This window comes from Enterococcus sp. DIV1421a (assembly GCF_051711025.1).
Lineage (GTDB): Bacteria > Bacillota > Bacilli > Lactobacillales > Enterococcaceae > Enterococcus_B > Enterococcus_B hirae.
In genome coordinates this window covers 20,623-39,101 of record NZ_JBIOLU010000001.1, presented here as the reverse complement: position 1 = coordinate 39,101, position 18,479 = coordinate 20,623, and the positions used below count along the sequence as shown (strand labels likewise).

Sequence of the window (18,479 nt, the reverse complement as noted above, 5' to 3'; positions counted from 1 at the left end):
GTTACTTCTATTTTAGGATTCTTCGGTTGCTTTTAGAGTGTGTTATTTTATCATAGCTTTTTATTTAGTCTCAAACACCCACAATCAAACAGTTATTCTTTGATACTTTTGATGATATAGTACCCTTTCTCTTTATGGACGATTTCAGCATTCCCAAAGGTCTCTGCCATTTTGCTTTTTGCACTAGGAGCCCCTTGTTTTTTTTGAATGACAATGGTTAGTGTTCCACCCGATTTTAACCTTGGATATGCTTCGGTTAAAATTTCGTGTACCACTTTTTTACCGGCACGAATTGGCGGATTGCTGACGATTGCTGCATAAGTTTCTTCATGAACTGCTTCATAGATATTCGATTGATGAATATCCACCTGTTTGATCCCATTGCGGTTCGCATTTCCTTGAGCTAATTCTACTGCCCGAGAGTTAATATCGACCATCTCAACAAATCGCTGACTAGCAAAAGCGATCGCCAATCCAATCGGGCCATAGCCACAACCAACATCCAAAATTTTGCCATCAGCTGGCAACTCTTCCCAATTAAAGGTATCAATTAACACTCGTGAACCAAAGTCGACTGTTTCACGTGAAAATACTCCTGAATCTGTTACAAATTGGAAGTTTTTTCCTTTTAATTCAAATGACCATTGTTCAAAGTCATGTTCTGTCGTTGGCTCTTGCGAATAATAATGATTCGTCATATCGTTCATCCTTTTTATATTGTTTCTTGTTTCTTAGTCTATCCTTTTATCAATTGGCATGCAATGTCTATTTTTCCTAGTTTAAATAAATAGTTGATCAGAAACACGAACAGAATGAATTTTGATATGTCATCCTTTTTATTTATTCAGTTAACAGTTATTCACTTAAAAATAAGAGACTTATAACCATTCTCGTTTAGTGGTGGGGTTTAGCCGTGTTTTATGTTAAAATGATTCCATTGATGGGAGAATGCAGGAGGCTATTATGAATGATCCAATGAACTACTACCGTGTGGCAAGAGAAGAATGGCGTGAATTTTATCGTAATGGACAAGCACCTTTGACCCAAGACGAGCTAGATAACATCAAAAGTTTAAATGACCGTATTTCAATGCAAGATGTTCGAGATATCTATGTTCCTCTTGCTCATTTGATTTATCTATATATGAAAGAATTTGAATCTCTTTCATTAAGTAAAGGTCTATTTCTTCATAAATATGTCGAAGTACCGCCATTTATTATTGGAATTGCTGGGAGTGTTGCCGTTGGAAAAAGCACAACAGCTCGCCTGTTACAAACGATCTTATCACGTACATTTAAACGCAGGAATGTTCAGTTGATTACAACTGATGGTTTTTTGTATCCTAATGAAACGTTAAAAGAACGAGGGATCATGAATCGTAAAGGATTCCCAGAAAGTTATGATATGGAGATGTTGATCGATTTTCTTAATCGAGTAAAATCCGGTCAGGAAGAAATAAAAGTACCTGTTTATTCACATGACATTTACAATATCATTCCTGGCGAATATGAATTGATCCAACAACCTGATATTCTGATTGTTGAAGGAATCAACACGCTACAACTGCCTGCTAATCAACAAATCTATGTCAGTGATTTTTTTGATTTTTCTGTTTATGTTGATGCTGATTCATCATTAATTGAAAAATGGTATTTAGATCGATTCGGTGCCTTACTCGACACCGCTTTTCAAAATCCACAAAATTATTACTATCAATTTGCTATTGGCGATCGTGACGATGCATTTAAAATGGCGCAAGAAGTATGGAAAAATGTGAATTTGAAAAATTTAAACGAATATATCTTGCCTACTCGTGGCAGAGCAGATATAATTCTCCATAAAACTGAAAATCATATTATTGATTCGATTTTCATGCGAAAATATTAGCATTTTAAAATAGTTTATTCTATTTTGAGATAAAATTTAAAGGGATAGGGGTAATAAATGTGACAAACGTTGCCGACATGACAAACGTTGAAAAGATTATCGTATTAGACTACGGTAGCCAGTATAACCAATTGATTACACGACGCATCCGTGATTTAGGAGTTTTTTCTGAATTATTGAGCCATCGGGTTTCTGCTGAAGAAGTAAAAGCAATGAATCCAAAAGGAATCATTCTTTCCGGTGGTCCTAACAGTGTGTATGATGAAAATGCTTTTGGAATCGATCCAGAAATCTTTAACTTAGGGATTCCTGTATTGGGTATTTGCTACGGTATGCAATTGATTACGTATAAGCTAGGTGGGAAAGTTGAACCAGCTAAAAACCGTGAATACGGAAAAGCTCAGTTAGAAGTAACCAGTGACGATGCAGTATTGTTCAATGACACACCTAAACAACAAACCGTTTGGATGAGCCACGGGGACTTAGTAACCCAAGTTCCTGAAGGATTTGAAATCGTTGGTACAAGTAAAGACTGCCCGATCGCATCCATCCAAGACACAAAACGTAATTTCTATGGTATCCAATTCCATGCAGAAGTTCGTCATTCTGAATACGGAATCGAATTACTCCGTCATTTTGCTTTTGATGTTTGTCATTGTGAAGGAAACTGGACAATGAATAACTTCATTGATATGCAAATCGAAAAAATTCGTGAACAAGTTGGCGATAAAAAAGTATTGCTTGGACTTTCTGGCGGCGTGGATTCTAGTGTCGTTGGTGTTCTTTTACAAAAAGCAATCGGTGATCAGCTAACTTCCATCTTTGTTGACCATGGTTTATTGCGTAAAGGTGAAGCAGACCAAGTAATGGAAAGTTTAGGCGGGAAATTTGGTCTAAATATTATCAAAGTGGATGCAAGAAAACGTTTCTTAGACAAGTTAGCCGGCGTTTCTGATCCTGAGCAAAAACGTAAAATCATTGGTAATGAATTTGTGTATGTTTTTGATGATGAAGCAACAAAATTAGCGGGAGAAGAAGGAATTGCTTTCTTAGCCCAAGGAACACTTTATACTGATGTGATCGAAAGTGGAACGGAAACTGCTCAAACGATCAAATCTCACCATAACGTGGGTGGTCTACCAGAAGACATGCAATTCCAATTGATCGAACCTTTGAACACATTATTCAAAGATGAAGTCCGTGAATTAGGAACACAACTAGGAATGCCAGATTCAATCGTTTGGCGTCAACCTTTCCCAGGTCCTGGTCTAGGTATCCGTGTCTTGGGAGAAATCAGTGAAGAAAAACTAGAAATCGTCCGTGAATCAGATGCGATCTTACGTGAAGAAATCGCAGCAGCTGGCTTAGACCGTGACATTTGGCAATATTTCACTGTTCTACCAGGAATCCGCTCTGTCGGTGTAATGGGCGATGGCCGTACTTACGACTATACAGTAGGTATCCGTGCAGTCACTTCTATTGATGGGATGACAGCAGACTTTGCCCGTATCCCATGGGATGTTTTACAAAAAATCTCTGTCCGCATCGTAAACGAAGTCGCTCACGTCAACCGTATCGTGTACGACATCACTTCTAAACCACCTGCAACTGTGGAGTGGGAATAGATATTATTTAAGCCTATAAGTTGATTTTTCAACGTTTATAGGCTTTTTTCTTCACTTTGGTACCTTGAATGTACCTGTTACCTAAACCAATGCAGTTATTTCATCCAATATTTCGATCAATTTATTCATATCTCTTTCTATGTTACCAAAAACGCAATTGAAATCTTGTCTAGTTTGAAATTCTATCATGCTGATAAAATAATCATTCTTCATTACCATATGAACATTATCATCAGAAAAGCGATAATGGTATATATTGTTTCTTAAATTGTTGTCCGAAAAAATATTATTAAAGTTAATGAGCAATTTATCTAAGATTTCCATTTTGGTGCTGCTTAGTAGGAGTTTCCCTTTTTTTATTAAGAAATCTATCGTTTTCATGGATTGATAATATACTATAAACTCTACTCTAAATCTTAATGCATGATTCCTATCGATAATTTTGGGTGCTAGTTTTAATGCAAAAGACATTTGACATTTGATATTAAATAGATATAAGGAAAGATTTTTATTTTCAGAATGTAAAAATATATTTCTTTTCCTTTCATCTATAAAAATGAAATCTTTCTCTGAAAAATCATTATCACTAATATCAAGTTTACATTTTTTAGAGTCAATCTTAGGCAAAACTTTCCCTTCAATAGCAGATGCAAAAGTACTAATGCTGTTAGCTTGGCTAGCACTAAAATCTCTGATAATAAAACCTAGTGTATTATTGCCAAGATTATCTATGGCAATTTGCCTAAACATATCTTGATAAATTGATAGTTGACTTGTATTTGAAAAAGCAACGTTTTCAAAAAAATATATCCCCAAATCTGGCTGCCCAAACATTGAAATATAAGCTCTTTGTAATAAATTGTAGTCTCTAACCGAATCTTGATTAAATACTATAAGTTGCTTATCAATTGTTTTTATAGCTCTTGTAATTTTTTTGTCTGTTAGCAACTTTACACTAGCTCGATTTTGATTCATTAGTTTTGTAAAACTCATTCCATAAATTAACCCGTAATTTTCTGAAAACTTAACATCATCCTCACTAAACAAGTTGTCAATTCCTTCACATAAAAGTGAAAGAAATGGCGAAATGGACATAGAAATCAAACTCTGAGATTCAGTGGGCAAATTCAATATTCTATATAGCATTTTCTTAGCTTCATAAATCTCAGTAAGAAGCTGTATTCTAGAAGCCTCTAATATACTTGTTATCATAATATCCCTCCGCAGTTTGACAATTAATTTCTTAAGGTATTATATCATCCTACACTATTTTCTGAATTGACTCCCATTCCAATTTATCAAACTTTTATCCACTATTAATATTAATAATTCCACCCAAGTTTTCTACAACCTCTCTGTCAATAGTTGGATAAAGATGCTAGTAGCCCCTAAAGACATGTCAATTATAATTTGGTACCCTTGATAGTACCAAACCACTATTTTTAACAATAATTCAACTGTTCCGATTCAACCTTAACCCTTCTAAAATAAGATAAATCATCTTAAACATATCTATACAAAAGTCGAGTGGGAATAAGAAACAACCCGCTAGAAAAGCCTATGTCATAGGTTTTCTAGCGGGTTTCTTTTAGTGTGATCACAGTTGGGACACACTTGTGTTTATTATTCTTTTTTTCTGTCACTAAGTGATCCTTAGTTTCTAAAATCAAATCTATCCTTTGATAAAACTTGTAAACTATACAGAACCAAAATTAAGTTTCAAAACATTATTTAAATCTGTAAAATTTTCTTCTTTTGCAAAGGGAACGAAGAAATCAGGTTCAATCGAAAACATTTTTTCTAACAAGCTTCTATTCATCCTAAAATTATTTTCAATGCTTGATAAATCAGTTAACTTATTCGTTAGAACCAAGTTGAAAATACTTCGGATTTTTCCAGGACGCTTAAATACAATTTCCCTATCCAAGGGTTCTTCTAATCTGTAATTTTTTATAGCAATTTGTCGATAAAAATAGCTATGTTGTTTTGGTGTAAGAAATCCTAATTTATAAGCTCGCATTTCAAGAGCTTGAATGGATACATTGTATTTGGCCTTTAAAGAGATATAACTATCTGGATTTGATATCTTCTTTATTTTTTCTAAGTCTTTTTGAATAATTTCTGACGGCAATAAAAAACATGAAGCAAAATAATCTGCTTCTCTTTCTACTTGTTGTCGTTCATTTTTATCTAACAGAGAAAAGTCAACATACGGGTGTAGTAACAAATGTCCTAATTCATGAGCTAAATCAAAATTTCTTCTCACTGCCGATTTTTTTATACCTAATACAATGATTGGGACATCTTCTGTTGACCACGCACTATAAGCATCTGCCTTCCCACCAACATTTTTTTCTAAAACATAAATTCCTGACTTTTCTAATGATAATAATAGGTTACCATTATCAGATTGAATTTCTAAAAACTTTCTAGAAAGAGTAGCAATCTTTTCTATTTTCTCATTTGTTATTTCATCAAATAAAATTTCAGAACTTTTTTGTCTAAAATCTAATAACTTATTAGGTGGTACATTTAGAAAGCTTTCTAAATAATTAATCACTTTAGAAGCCACATTTAAATAGACTATCTCACTATTAGTTTTTTTTCTAGAAGAAATATCTGCTTTTCTATACGCAACATTATTTTCAAAAAAGGTCTTTTCAACACGGAATTCTTCAAAGAAAAAAGTGGATTTCACTTGCAAAATTTCTTTCATTTGTAAGATATTTTCAAATGATGGTTCTATCATTTGTTTTTCAAATTGCCATATCGATTGTTCAGATACTCGTAGTTTTTCTCCAAGTTCCTTACGTGAAAGACCATGCAACATCCTAATTATTTGCAGATTTTTCCCATAAAACATTGTGCTCTTCCTTTCTTAATACACTGCACTGGGAAACTAATTGGAGATTTCTTTTTCCTCTTTAGGAATTGTATAATCATAATCATAGAGATCACCAATTTCTTCTTTTTCACCAACTACAGCAGAATATTCTTCATCTTCTATAATTATAGACGTAGTTTGCAAATACGGTGTTAAATTTTGAATTATATGTAGTTCTTTTGTTTCGTCATCAGGTAAAACAAGTGAAACTGATTCTATCACTTTTGCCGTATTCGTTTTATAAACCACTATGTAAAAATTTTCATATTTTGATAACTCTTGTTCTGAAATCATTGGTTCTTCCAATGGAAGCTCTAATTGAATTGAGGTATTAGGCACTTTCTTTTGACCTTTACGAACTGAATTAAGGATAGGTTTATTTATCTTAGCATAATCAGACAAATATTTACTTACTTTTTTCTTTTTTTCTTTTGAGAAAGTTTGATTTAATCTATAGTCATTTTTTACGATAAAAAGAGAAGGTTTTTCTCCACCAAAGGAAAACTCTAAATATTCCCAACTTTCGCCTGCTTTTTCGCGTTTATTTTCTGCAAAATTAAAAGTTTTTCTAGCAACACCGTCATCAATAAAGTTCCCTTTTGTAAAAGCAAATCCAGCAGAAACTTTCAATCTTCCTTTCATCTCTTTACGAATATCTAGATATTCTTTGTAACCAAGTAATAACCCATCAACAACCAATTGTGCTTCTTCCGCATTTAGAACTTCATTTGCCATCTGTCCAACTCCAATCTACTTATATTTGAAGTAATTATATCCTATATTTTTTTAAAATTAAACAAAAGAATACAAAAAAGCTGATTTTTTTAAAGCGAGATTTAAAAATTAAAAAAATAGAAGTCATTATCAACATGTACTTCTATTCTTATAGTTCTAGACTGAAACAAATACAACAAGGAATTGTTGAAGAAAGAAAAAAGTTTATGGATTAAGTTGCAAGAAACAGCAACAAGTGGCATTAGATAGATTAATTTTAAATAGAAATAAATTTAAAAAGAACCGTGAAGCCTTTGACATCAAAGGTGCTCACGGTTCTTTTTTTCAAACAATGAATCTTTGTAACTCTCTAGCAAAGACAATCTACTTCCTATTTTTTATAAATACTATCAAAGAGTATCATATCGTTCATGTGAAGCCACCCAATCAACAAAATAATGGTAGGCTGCATGTATTTTCTTTATAAAAATTACCTGCAGCCTTTTGATAAAATTCTTTCTATCTCCATTTCCAGTCAATCGTTCTAATTTCTTGCCCCTCTTATCTTTGACAATCAATTGATTATTCGTATAAAACCGGTGTTCTTGCTAAAAATAAAGAACGTAAAAAATCAGAAAAGCTAACTCGATGACCATAAAATTAATAACTTGTTTTTTTCTTATTGCAGTTATCTTTTCGATATCTTCCCTGTCCAACAGAACGATTTTCAATGGATTATCGGGATGTTCATTTAGATAATTCTCCCAAAACTGCGCTTGGTTCTGACTTGACGGAGCGATTATACTAAGAAGTAAAATACAAAAGGTTAATGCAATGATAAATAGGAAACTAGTCGAAAAATCTTGATAAAGCATACTAGTGACCAAAGCGCCTATAATACTTGCAAGTAATGCAACAGTCAATAACATTTGAATACCTCCTTTAAAAGTGGTATTCAAATACATATTTTGATAATTTATAATTGCTGTTTTTCTCAGCTTTAAGTCCTCTTTACTAAGTTCAGGGAATATTTCACTCACTTTATTTTTTTTCTTCTTTTCCATAGCCCTTCTTTGATTACGTAATCTAAAACCACAAAAAATAAAGACGGGTATCGCTATAATTGCATAAAATTGACTAACTAATCTCAGTACTTCCATTGAGAACCTCCATCTGTTTCCTAATTAATTAGTCCATAATAGCAAAGTACATTAAACTTTTCATTAATATTAAATGAGTAATTTTTACTGTAAACTTACTTGAATTACTACCAAAACAATGAGGAAATATTTGCCTTCTCTAAAAGAACAGAAAGAAGCTTTTCTTCTTTCTGTCCAAATGATTCTAAGATTTCTCTTTACCAATATCATATCATTTAACAAAGAGCCCATAAAATTAGGTTAACTTTTAACCTATCTCTTCTTTTTGTTTCTTTGTATCTGTGGAATATTCATTCACCATTGATCAGCGTTTCCCCTTATTGACCACCTATGTTCAAACTAACAATTTCTCAAAGTTAATAAATATCAAACACGCTATGTAATTTCTGTTCTTGTTTGTTGATAAAAGAAAATCAAGTTTTGAATTTCTCTTGATTTGGGATAAATAGAAATACCAAATATAGGGATATTAAACTGTCTGTTCAGCATCGTATTGGAAACAATACAATCATAGTTTTCCTTATGTAGCATCTGATCTGTAACTACCGGGGTTTTGCTGGCTACAAAACGATATCGTCCTCCTAGATAAAGCTCAAGCTTTGCAATAATGTAGCTAGCATATTGTTCAGAATTGGTTACAATCAAAGCCCTAATTTGTTTACTCGTTTCAATCTTTTTTAGCAGATCATGCCAGTAGACAAGTAACAAAGCGACTAATTTTCTGGTAAATTCGTCATTTTTCATATACTTTAATAACTCTTTTTGATCCTTGTTAATTAAATAATTCTTTAGTCCTACTTGAATACTTTCGATTTCTGGAAGTATCTGTTTTAAAAACTGATGATGTTTATCATATAAAATAAAAGAAAGATTTTCCATATAGTCGCCATCATTAATTATTTTATAGCAGATTTCTTGTCGTTCTTCACATTTGATCTGATATTTTATTTCCAAATAATCAAGCAATATCCCAACCATCTTTGTTAAATAAGGTTTTTGTTGGTAGTCATCGCTGCTGTTCTGTATATCCAGTAGCGAACAAACAAACGGCTGTTCAAAGATGTATTTTATCAGATCCTGATCCTCTTCAAGAGATAACCATAAAGAAGTATTTTGCTTCTCATTTGATTCTAGGCATAAAAGATTATTCTGCTCTTTTTCAATAAATTGTTTTTCGTTTTTTACTTGGTAAATTTTCATAGCAATATAAAATAAAAGCTGATTATGTTTTCGGTGTTCCAGTTTACGAATTATATCTTGAAGTTGATTATTCGTTATGTATTTTAAGTATAATTGACGACTTTTTTGACAAATTTCTTCATTGAAGGCCTCTTCTAAACACACATATTTTTCTAAAAGTAACTGGATCGTCAACTTTTCAATTAATTGTGTATTTCCCGTTAATCGAATCAATCCTCGAATTCTTAAGTGATATTGCTCTAAGGAAAGGTTGATGCGCTTCACCATTCGTCTTAAAGTGCTCTCTGAAATAAATAGTTGTTCCGTTACTTCCAAGTAGTTCGTATATTTATTTAACACGATTGCTTCTAAAAATTGATACTCAATCGATTCATTCATAATAATTCGGTAAATATATTCTTCTGTGACATGAGGAGCAATTTCTGCAAATATCCCATTCTCACGATCAGTATGTATATTAATTTCTTTTGCATAAGAATCGATATCCATCAAGTCATTTCTCAATGTTTTTGAAGAACACTTTAATTGAGATTCTAAATCTTGAAAGCGATAGGTTTCTCCTTCAAAAAGCAATTCCAGTAGAAGTAACTGTCGTTTCATTTTTTTCGATAAAATATTTAACATTTACTTCCTCCCCTCTTTTTACCAACTATAAAAAAGCATTCACTTTTTTCTATTTGAATGTTCCTATTTATATTTTAAAGAAAATTTTTAACGAATTAGAATTTTTTTTTCAAAAAAATAGTAAAAATGGGTATAAAAAATATGAAAAATAAGCAATCCTATCTACCTATTTTATAAATAGATCATTTATGGCCTTTTTTTGCCCTTAGACCTTGCAAATAAACAGAATGCTGATCTTGCCAACAGAAAATAGTATCATTCGCCTTCTCATTTTAAAAAATAACTAAATAAATTATTTTAGCGAAATAAATTATTTGATTGAAACATTTATTCAGTAAAATAAACTGCTAAAATTAAGTATTTTATGCTTTATTTTTTTTATATTTAAATTTATACTGTTTTTAAAGCAATTAATTAATAACAAAAATTAATAAAAAAAGGCATATATTATACCATTTTAAATGATTAAAAAACTATTTTTATCATAAATGTACTTTTTTACATCATAACTGTTAGATGGGAGTGTCCAAGGTGAAGAAAACAATTATTATAGTTAGTAGTTTTTTAGGTTTAATTGCTTTATTTTTTATGATTGAATACTTTGCTTCTCCTGTAAAAGATGTTACTTCAAAAGCTGAAATGAAAATGACTACTGGAGCCAAGATGGAATATGTGCCAACAAAAGATGAACTAGTAAAAATTGAAGGAGATCAACTTCAATTACTGGGCATTTACACAGTAGTTGGTATCCATTTCGACAGACATTCTTATGTGACGTTAGCAAATGCCGAACAAGAAGAAATCAACTTTTCTATTTCAATTATAGACAAACAAAAACAGACATTTTCAATCCCCGCCATACAATTCTCACCTCAAAATTTACAGCTCTCTGATTCTTTTGGCTTAGCAAAAAAAGAAGCACGCTACTTTGCTTATAAAAAAAATTATCCTGTCGCAAGTGCCACTCATACAACAGACTGACCAATTAAATATACCTTGTAGGGGTATATTTAATTGGCTTTTATTTTTTTCAATGGAAAGAACCTCGAATAACTTTTCTGTTTATTCTTTTTTCTTCTCCCACTCGACCATTGATCTTTTATACTAACTATTTAATTCGAGACGGCTTGTTTCCTTTGTTTTTCGTCATTTTTCCTAATTTATTCGATCCTTCCTGTGAAGAAAATAAACAAATTATTAAATCCGTTATTTTAAAAAGATAAAATAACGCTATACTCAAAAACTAAAAGTTATTTAATCAGATGGATTAATCTATATAAATTGTTATCTGCCTATTCATTTAATATTTATACAAAAATATTGTATAACTGCTTTTATCAATAGGTTGGAACTTTTCGTTTTCGTTATACCCTGTGGAAAACTTTCGGAACAGATTACCTCTCTGATACGTATCTGTGTATAATTAGATACAACGAATCCCTGATCTTTCAATTCTTTAGACTGAAAGATCAGGGATCAAAAATAAACGCTACTTACTTCTTTAATGCTACAACAAATGGAATCATCATAGATAACAAAATAACCGATAAACTACATTGCCGATGATCTATATAGATAAGGATCGTTATCATGCTCGTAGTTAGACCGATATTCAATTTTTTTTGATTGATCATAAGCATCCCTCTTCAAGGAAGATTTTCCTCTAGAAGTTCGACCATTTTTTTATCTTTTTGTTATATTTCTCTTAATTTTTTTGTACATCTTTAATTACTATATTGAGATTCGATTTTACGGCTAGGAATCAACCAACCAAGTAAAATCACAGCATTCGTTACTAAAACAGCTATTGGTGTAATGACATAGCCTAAAATAATTCCTAAAATATTTAACCCAATTGACCAGTAGGATTTTCGATAGTTATCTAGTAATTCTTTGATATTCTTTTTATTTTTAGGATCAGACTGAACCAACTCTCTTGCTAAAATATAGTAAGCAATATTAGCTCCTAAAGTTACTACACCATATGTGATTTCTGGCGCTAAACTATGACTATACTCGCTGATCCAAGACGTAACAAAGGGAAAAAATGATAAAGCAAAGATAAAAAAGCTATTCGCCCATAAAACTCGCCAATTTACTTTATGAACGACTTGAAACATATGATGATGATTATTCCAATAGATGACCAATGTAAAAAAGCTGACAATATAGATCATAAAACGATATCCTAAGGCACTTAGCGCTTGCCAAGTGTCAGTGTTTGGCTGGTGAAGCTCTAAGACCAAGATAGTCATAATGATTGCGATAACTGCATCGGTAAAAGCTTCTAAACGATTTTTTGGCATATTTTTGCCTCCTTTTCTGACTTATTGTAGTAAAGATAGCTAGAAAAAAGCAACTAAATCAGTCTATAGTTGGAGGTAACGCTCACTCTATACTGCTATACTCAATGAAACAAGAGGATTTAACTATCGTAGTTCTCTAATAACTAAGCTAAGTTCTTAAGTATATTCTTATTAAATTTAACTTATTTTGGGAACTAGCAAGAAATGAGGGGTTTGTATGGGACAAAGAAATACTTTTTCAACTATTTTCATGCTAATAATGGTATTGATTATAGGTAGTTTTGTAATTAGCCTTTTTACTAGTATTTTATGGTTTGCAATTAAATTACTCATTCCTATTGCAATCATTATTTGGCTAATTCGTGTAATTTCTGGAACAAATCGTCGACATCATCGAAAATATTACTAATATTGAAAAAAGCAGCACACGACAGATTCCCCAGTCTTGTGCTGCTTTTTTCGTTGTATTTTTTGTCAGTTGTTCAAAATGATATATCATTTGATGGTATTACCCTAAAGCTACATCTAGTACCATCATAATGATAAAACCTAACATCACCCCAAAAACGGCAAAATGTCGTTTACTTGATAATGTTTGTTGGGCTTCGGGAATTAATTCCTCAACAACCACATAGATCATCGCACCTGCTGCAAATGCCAGTGCATAAGGTAAAAGGATGGTTACTCGTGTCACTAGCACCGCGCCAATCACACCTGCGATCGGTTCAACAATACCTGAAGCTTGTCCATATATAAATGCCTTTGTTCGACTCAAGCCTTCTTGTCTTAAAGGAATCGAAACAGCTGCACCTTCCGGAAAATTCTGAATTCCAATACCCAATGCAACCGAAATGGCTGCCAAAACGGCCGCTGTTGGATTATCGGCTGTACTGGCAGCCCCAAATGCCACCCCTACAGCCAAACCTTCAGGGATATTGTGCAAGGTGATCGAAAAGACTAATAAGATTGTTCGTTTTAAATGCGTAGGTAGGCCTTCTTTTTCGTGCTGTGGGCCAAAGTGCATATGGGGAAGCGTTTTATCAGCGATATAAAGAAAGACACCACCTAATCCAAAACCAATACTAACGACCAGCCAAGCGATATCGCCATTTTCTTCAGCTTTTGTAATCGCTGGATCAAGCAATGACCAAAAACTAGCAGCAATCATGACCCCCGAAGCAAAACCAAGCATGAGATTCAATACTTCTTTTTTGATTTCTTTAAAGAAAAATACCAACCCAGCCCCCAGAGCTGTCATAAAATACGTAAATGCTGTCCCCGCTAATGCTTGTTGCCACGGGGCTAAGCTTAGTAGCCATTCTGTCATTTTATTCTCCTTTCGTGCCTTTACTTATTACTCTAGCATATTCAAAAAATCATGACTACTGTTTGTGTGAAAAAGCGAATCAGTTGGGCTTTTATTCTTAAAGCACTATACTTTAATTAATAAAGTTACGAAATTTTATCATTCATTTGATAAAGGAGTGGGAGAATATGGCAACAATCAATGCTGGTATCGCAATGGTCAAAGTAATGGAAAGTTGGGGAATCGAGCATATTTATGGGATTCCTGGTGGTTCGTTTAATTCAATCATGGATGCTCTTTATCATGAAAAAGATCAAATAAAATATATCCAAGTACGTCACGAAGAAGTAGGAGCGCTAGCCGCAGCAGCCGATGCGAAACTAACAGGAAAAGTTGGGGCTGTTTTTGGTTCTGCTGGACCAGGTGCCACGCATTTGATCAATGGTTTGTATGATGCACAAATGGATCATGTTCCAGTTGTTGCGTTGCTTGGACAAGTTGCAACTACTGCTATGAACTATAACTCTTTCCAAGAATTAAATGAAAATCCAATTTTTGCAGATGTTAGTGTCTATAATCGGACAGTTATGACACCTGAAAGTTTACCTCATGTAGTGGACGAAGCAATCAAAGCAGCCTATGAAAATAAAGGAGTAGCTATTGTAACTATCCCTGTTGATTTAGGTTTTGCAGACATTGAAGAAGAGAAAATATCTAACGCAGCTACTCATAAAACAGGTACTGTCCTTCCTGATGAAAAAGATGTAATTGCTGCTCTTCCTTTTATTGAAAAAGCTAAAAAGCCTGTACTTTACATTGGACAAGGTACTCGTAATGGCTTTTCACAAATCAAAGATTTTACAGAACACTTTTCCATGCCAGTTGTTGCTTCTGTTTTAGCGAAAGGCATCATTCCAGATAACTATAAAAACTTTCTAGGCTTTGCTGGACGTGTGGCCACAAAACCTGCAAATGAAGCATTAGCAGAGGCCGACTTGATTTTATTTATGGGTAGTGACTTTCCTTTTGGTCGTGCGTTCTTTAACCCAGAGGCTGAATTTATCCAAGTGGACATCGATGCTTCAAAGTTTGGTCGAAGACATGCTACCTCCCATACCATTTTAGGGGATGCCAATACCACATTAGCGAGATTAACACAGCTGGGCGAACCACGTCCTGAAGATCGCTGGTATCTAGCCAACCAAGAGAACAAAGCGAATTGGGTAAACTGGTTAAACTCATTCGCTGACCTTGAAGACCAACCGATTCGTCCTGAAGCTGTTTATAAAGAAATCAATCGGATCGCTGAAGAAGATGCGATTTTTGTAACAGATGTTGGGAATACGACGATCCATTCCATTCGATTATTAGACATGAACGGCAAACAAAAACACACGACCTCTGGTTGGTTCGCTACAATGGGGAATGGGGTTCCAGGTGGCATTGCCGCACAATTAAGTTATCCTGATCGACAAGTCTTTACTTTAAGCGGTGATGGTGGTTTTGCAATGGTGATGCAAGATATCATTACACAAGTGAAATACCAACTACCGATTATTAATGTGGTTTTATCGAATACATCGTTTGGGTTTATTGAAGCAGAACAAGAAGATACTGAACAGAAAAAATTTGGTGTGTTTTTAGAAGAGGCTGACTTCGGAAAAGCGAGTGAAGCACTGGGAGCTGATGGTTTCACGATTACTGAGTATCACCAATTAAGACCTGCATTTGATGCCGCTAAAAAATCCCAACGACCAGTAGTAATTGATGTAAAAATCAATAACAAACGTCCTTTACCGGTTGAAGATCTTCATCTTGATCCAAGAAAATATACAGAAGAAGAAATCAAACAATTCAAAGAAAAATACGAAGTGCATGATTTACCTGTATTGAATGAATTATATGAAAAAAGGAAATAATTGAACCTCTACTCTTTGAGAGATTCAGACATATCAACTATAAAAAAGAAGCAACCAGGAAAATTCAGCCTGATTGCTTCTTTATATACTTTACTTTGTTTATCTGAACGCATATACGATATGGTTGATCCCAAAGAGCATAAAATAAAAACCGACAAGAAAACTTAAAGTCAAAGCGGAGGAAATAGGATTAAACAATAGTATACATCCTAATACCACACCCAAAATATTGATGATTACTGTAAACCAATAGTAGCCTGTGCTATAACCTTTCGCTAAATCAGCTGTAAATAAAGCTAAGATAGAGTCGGCAATAAACCAAATGGCAAAAACAAACGGTAAAGCAACTACTCCTGCACCAATATTGAACAAGAAGAAAATCCCGACTAAAATATCAATGATACCAATAACCAACGGCATTTTCCCTTTATATCCTGTCAATTCTTTCATGCGATTTCGTACAAATAATTCAAAAATTCCTTTTAAAAAGGCAAAAATAGCAAAAACAACGACAATCGCCACTAAATTACCAACAGGATCTTGAAAAGAGATTAATGAAACAAGGACAAATAAAATCCCTAAAATTAATGATCCCCAGTCTAGTGTTTTTCTTTCATTCATTTTCATTCCAACTTTCATTTTAATCTATTATTATACTAACGCTCTCTTTAAATAACGTCAAAACATATGCTGGTGATGAAAAGCAAAAGTAATTTCTTTTCTGATCAGCTTTTGCTGCTATTATTTTTAGTAAAAGCTACTACTTCTTATAATTTGCGTATATTCACTACCAACTTATTCTTCTACTAAATAAACGAGCATTTTGCCTTTCTATCTTAGATATCTTCGAACCTCATTATTGCTTCATACGTACAAATTTTTTCACTCTTTCATAATTTTTTAGTATTTTTTATTCCCATGTTCCACGTGAAACACAAAGAATAATTGATTACCTTGAAACTTTCTCTTTTCCCCTATATAATTCTAGGAGGCTCGTTAAATATTATAAAGATAAAGTGAGGAAAAAAATTGATTACTGTAAATGATGTAAGTTTGCACTTTTCAGACCGCAAACTATTTGATGATGTTAATATTAAATTTACTCCAGGAAATTGCTATGGCTTAATAGGTGCAAATGGTGCAGGTAAATCAACGTTCCTTAAAGTATTATCAGGAGACTTACAACCTTCTACGGGGACCGTTTCCATGGGACCAGATGAGCGAATGGCTGTATTGAAACAAAACCATTATGACTATGAAGAATATACAGTTTTAGAAACAGTTATTATGGGACATAAACGTTTATACGAAGTTATGAAAGAAAAAGACGCTATCTATATGAAGGAAGATTTCACTGATGAAGATGGTATCCGAGCAGCTGAATTAGAAGGTGAGTTTGCTGAATTAAATGGTTGGGAAGCTGAACCTGAAGCTGCTGTTTTACTACAAGGACTGAATATTCCAGAAGAATTGCACCATCAATTGATGAGTGAACTTACTGGTGGTCAAAAAGTCAAAGTACTTTTAGCTCAAACATTGTTTGGTAAACCGGATGTGTTACTCCTTGATGAGCCTACGAATGGATTAGATATCCAATCCATCAACTGGTTAGAAGAATTTTTAATTGAATTTGAAAATACGGTTATCGTTGTTTCTCATGACCGTCATTTCTTAAATAAAGTATGTACCCATATGGCAGATTTAGATTTTGGAAAAATCAAATTATACGTTGGTAACTATGATTTTTGGCTAGAATCAAGTCAACTTGCTGCAAAATTACAAGCAAATGCCAATGCCAAAAAAGAGGAACAAATCAAAGAACTACAAGAATTTATTGCTCGTTTTAGTGCGAATGCTTCAAAATCTAAACAGGCAACTTCTCGTAAGAAAATGTTAGAAAAAATTACTCTTGACGATATTCAACCTTCTTCACGTCGTTATCCATTCGTTGGATTTAAACCAGAACGTGAAATCGGTAATGATCTTTTACAGGTCGAAAATGTGAGTGTAACGATCGACGGTAAGAAAATATTAAATGATATATCATTTAATTTAAGCAAAGAAGATAAAGTTGCGTTTGTTGCTGAAAATGATATTACAACTACAACTTTGTTTAAAGTAATCATGGGTGAGATCACTCCTGATACTGGAACTGTAAGATGGGGCGTAACAACGAGCAATTCTTATCTACCAAAAGATACAACGAAAGAATTTGATAATGAATTGACGATCTTAGATTGGTTACGTCAGTATGCAAGTAAAGAAGAAGACGATAATACGTTCTTACGAAGCTTTTTAGGACGCATGCTATTTTCTGGGGAAGAAGTATTAAAACCTGTCAATGTCCTTTCTGGTGGTGAAAAAGTGCGTTGCATGCTTTCTAAAATGATGCTTTCTAAAGCAAATGTCCTAGTTTTAGATGATCCTACAAACCATTTAGACCTAGAATCGATTACAGCACTAAACGATGGCTTGATGGCCTTTACTGGCTCTATCCTTTTCGCTTCACATGACCATCAATTTATCCAAACGTTGGCTAATCGTATCATTGCCGTTTCTGATAAAGGCGTTATCGATCGAGCAGATACAACCTATGATGAATTTTTAGAAAATAAAGATATCCAAAAACAATTGGATGAGCTTTGGAAATAAGACAACAATCATTGTAGAGTTAAGAAAATAGCCTATCGGGGGCATCTCATCAGTCGGTGAGATGTCCTTTTCTTCTACGATAAACACTGTCTTTCACAACTACCAAGACACCTTCCATTTACTTTCTATATTCATCATTTTTTCTTATTTCGCTTAATCAACCGCTTTATTTTTTCTGATGTGTAAGCTATAATAGAAAATG

Annotated in this window: 16 protein-coding genes; 6 read left to right on the top strand and 10 right to left on the bottom strand. The window is 33.4% G+C overall.

Features of this window, described 5'->3' with window-relative positions; translation table 11 throughout:
* Positions 1-92 precede the first annotated feature (92 nt).
* The gene (locus IGK21_RS00175) at positions 93-698 is read right to left on the bottom strand and encodes a class I SAM-dependent methyltransferase (RefSeq protein WP_010736788.1); all 606 of its coding nucleotides are present in this window, start codon (positions 696-698) and stop codon (positions 93-95) included.
* Between the two features lie 265 nt (positions 699-963).
* Between IGK21_RS00175 and coaA the strand changes: the two genes are divergently transcribed.
* Together coaA and guaA are read left to right on the top strand one after the other, a co-directional pair.
* Positions 964-1,887 carry a type I pantothenate kinase gene (coaA, locus tag IGK21_RS00170; protein WP_010720479.1) on the top strand — a complete coding sequence of 308 codons (924 nt, stop codon included), beginning with the start codon at positions 964-966 and terminating at the stop codon, positions 1,885-1,887.
* Between the two features lie 59 nt (positions 1,888-1,946).
* Positions 1,947-3,512 carry a glutamine-hydrolyzing GMP synthase gene (guaA, locus tag IGK21_RS00165; protein WP_010720480.1) on the top strand — a complete coding sequence of 522 codons (1,566 nt, stop codon included), beginning with the start codon at positions 1,947-1,949 and terminating at the stop codon, positions 3,510-3,512.
* 81 nt (positions 3,513-3,593) lie between these two features.
* On the opposite strand, the gene IGK21_RS00160 is transcribed toward guaA, so the two are convergent.
* From IGK21_RS00160 to IGK21_RS00140, 5 genes are all read right to left on the bottom strand, one after another.
* Entirely contained in the window at positions 3,594-4,724 is a 1,131-nt protein-coding gene (locus tag IGK21_RS00160; RefSeq protein WP_181914741.1) for a hypothetical protein, read from the bottom strand.
* A gap of 484 nt (positions 4,725-5,208) precedes the next feature.
* A complete protein-coding gene (locus tag IGK21_RS00155) occupies positions 5,209-6,375 on the bottom strand; it encodes a helix-turn-helix domain-containing protein (RefSeq protein WP_096708617.1) in 1,167 nt (388 codons plus the stop codon).
* A gap of 36 nt (positions 6,376-6,411) precedes the next feature.
* Complete coding sequence (locus IGK21_RS00150) at positions 6,412-7,131, bottom strand: hypothetical protein (RefSeq protein WP_053766563.1); 720 nt, start codon at positions 7,129-7,131, stop codon at positions 6,412-6,414.
* A 587-nt stretch (positions 7,132-7,718) separates the two neighbouring features.
* Positions 7,719-8,270: a hypothetical protein gene (locus tag IGK21_RS00145; protein ID WP_181914740.1), complete on the bottom strand. Its 552-nt coding sequence runs from the start codon at positions 8,268-8,270 to the stop codon at positions 7,719-7,721.
* A 375-nt stretch (positions 8,271-8,645) separates the two neighbouring features.
* Positions 8,646-10,094, bottom strand: a complete 1,449-nt coding sequence (locus tag IGK21_RS00140; RefSeq protein WP_034697678.1) for a helix-turn-helix domain-containing protein — start codon at positions 10,092-10,094, stop codon at positions 8,646-8,648.
* A 531-nt stretch (positions 10,095-10,625) separates the two neighbouring features.
* Here IGK21_RS00140 and IGK21_RS00135 point away from each other — a divergent pair.
* Positions 10,626-11,075: a hypothetical protein gene (locus tag IGK21_RS00135; protein ID WP_010720483.1), complete on the top strand. Its 450-nt coding sequence runs from the start codon at positions 10,626-10,628 to the stop codon at positions 11,073-11,075.
* 512 nt (positions 11,076-11,587) lie between these two features.
* On the opposite strand, the gene IGK21_RS00130 is transcribed toward IGK21_RS00135, so the two are convergent.
* Together IGK21_RS00130 and IGK21_RS00125 are read right to left on the bottom strand one after the other, a co-directional pair.
* Positions 11,588-11,728 (bottom strand): hypothetical protein, encoded by a 141-nt coding sequence (locus IGK21_RS00130; protein ID WP_164885437.1) that lies wholly within the window; start codon positions 11,726-11,728, stop codon positions 11,588-11,590.
* 90 nt (positions 11,729-11,818) lie between these two features.
* Positions 11,819-12,400, bottom strand: a complete 582-nt coding sequence (locus IGK21_RS00125; RefSeq protein WP_010720484.1) for a TMEM175 family protein — start codon at positions 12,398-12,400, stop codon at positions 11,819-11,821.
* A 217-nt stretch (positions 12,401-12,617) separates the two neighbouring features.
* On the opposite strand from IGK21_RS00125, the gene IGK21_RS00120 reads away from it, so the two are divergent.
* Positions 12,618-12,809, top strand: coding sequence for a hypothetical protein (locus tag IGK21_RS00120; RefSeq protein WP_063626391.1), 192 nt, complete (start codon positions 12,618-12,620; stop codon positions 12,807-12,809).
* 99 nt (positions 12,810-12,908) lie between these two features.
* On the opposite strand, the gene IGK21_RS00115 is transcribed toward IGK21_RS00120, so the two are convergent.
* The gene (locus IGK21_RS00115; RefSeq protein WP_010720486.1) at positions 12,909-13,727 is read right to left on the bottom strand and encodes a ZIP family metal transporter; all 819 of its coding nucleotides are present in this window, start codon (positions 13,725-13,727) and stop codon (positions 12,909-12,911) included.
* A 167-nt stretch (positions 13,728-13,894) separates the two neighbouring features.
* On the opposite strand from IGK21_RS00115, the gene spxB reads away from it, so the two are divergent.
* Positions 13,895-15,625, top strand: coding sequence for a pyruvate oxidase (spxB, locus tag IGK21_RS00110; RefSeq protein WP_034697673.1), 1,731 nt, complete (start codon positions 13,895-13,897; stop codon positions 15,623-15,625).
* 99 nt (positions 15,626-15,724) lie between these two features.
* Here spxB and IGK21_RS00105 read toward each other — a convergent pair whose 3' ends face one another.
* Entirely contained in the window at positions 15,725-16,246 is a 522-nt protein-coding gene (locus tag IGK21_RS00105) for an HdeD family acid-resistance protein (protein WP_010720488.1), read from the bottom strand.
* 408 nt (positions 16,247-16,654) lie between these two features.
* Here IGK21_RS00105 and IGK21_RS00100 point away from each other — a divergent pair, with 408 nt between their 5' ends.
* Positions 16,655-18,277, top strand: coding sequence for an ABC-F family ATP-binding cassette domain-containing protein (locus IGK21_RS00100; protein ID WP_010720489.1), 1,623 nt, complete (start codon positions 16,655-16,657; stop codon positions 18,275-18,277).
* The last annotated feature ends 202 nt before the right edge of the window (positions 18,278-18,479 follow it).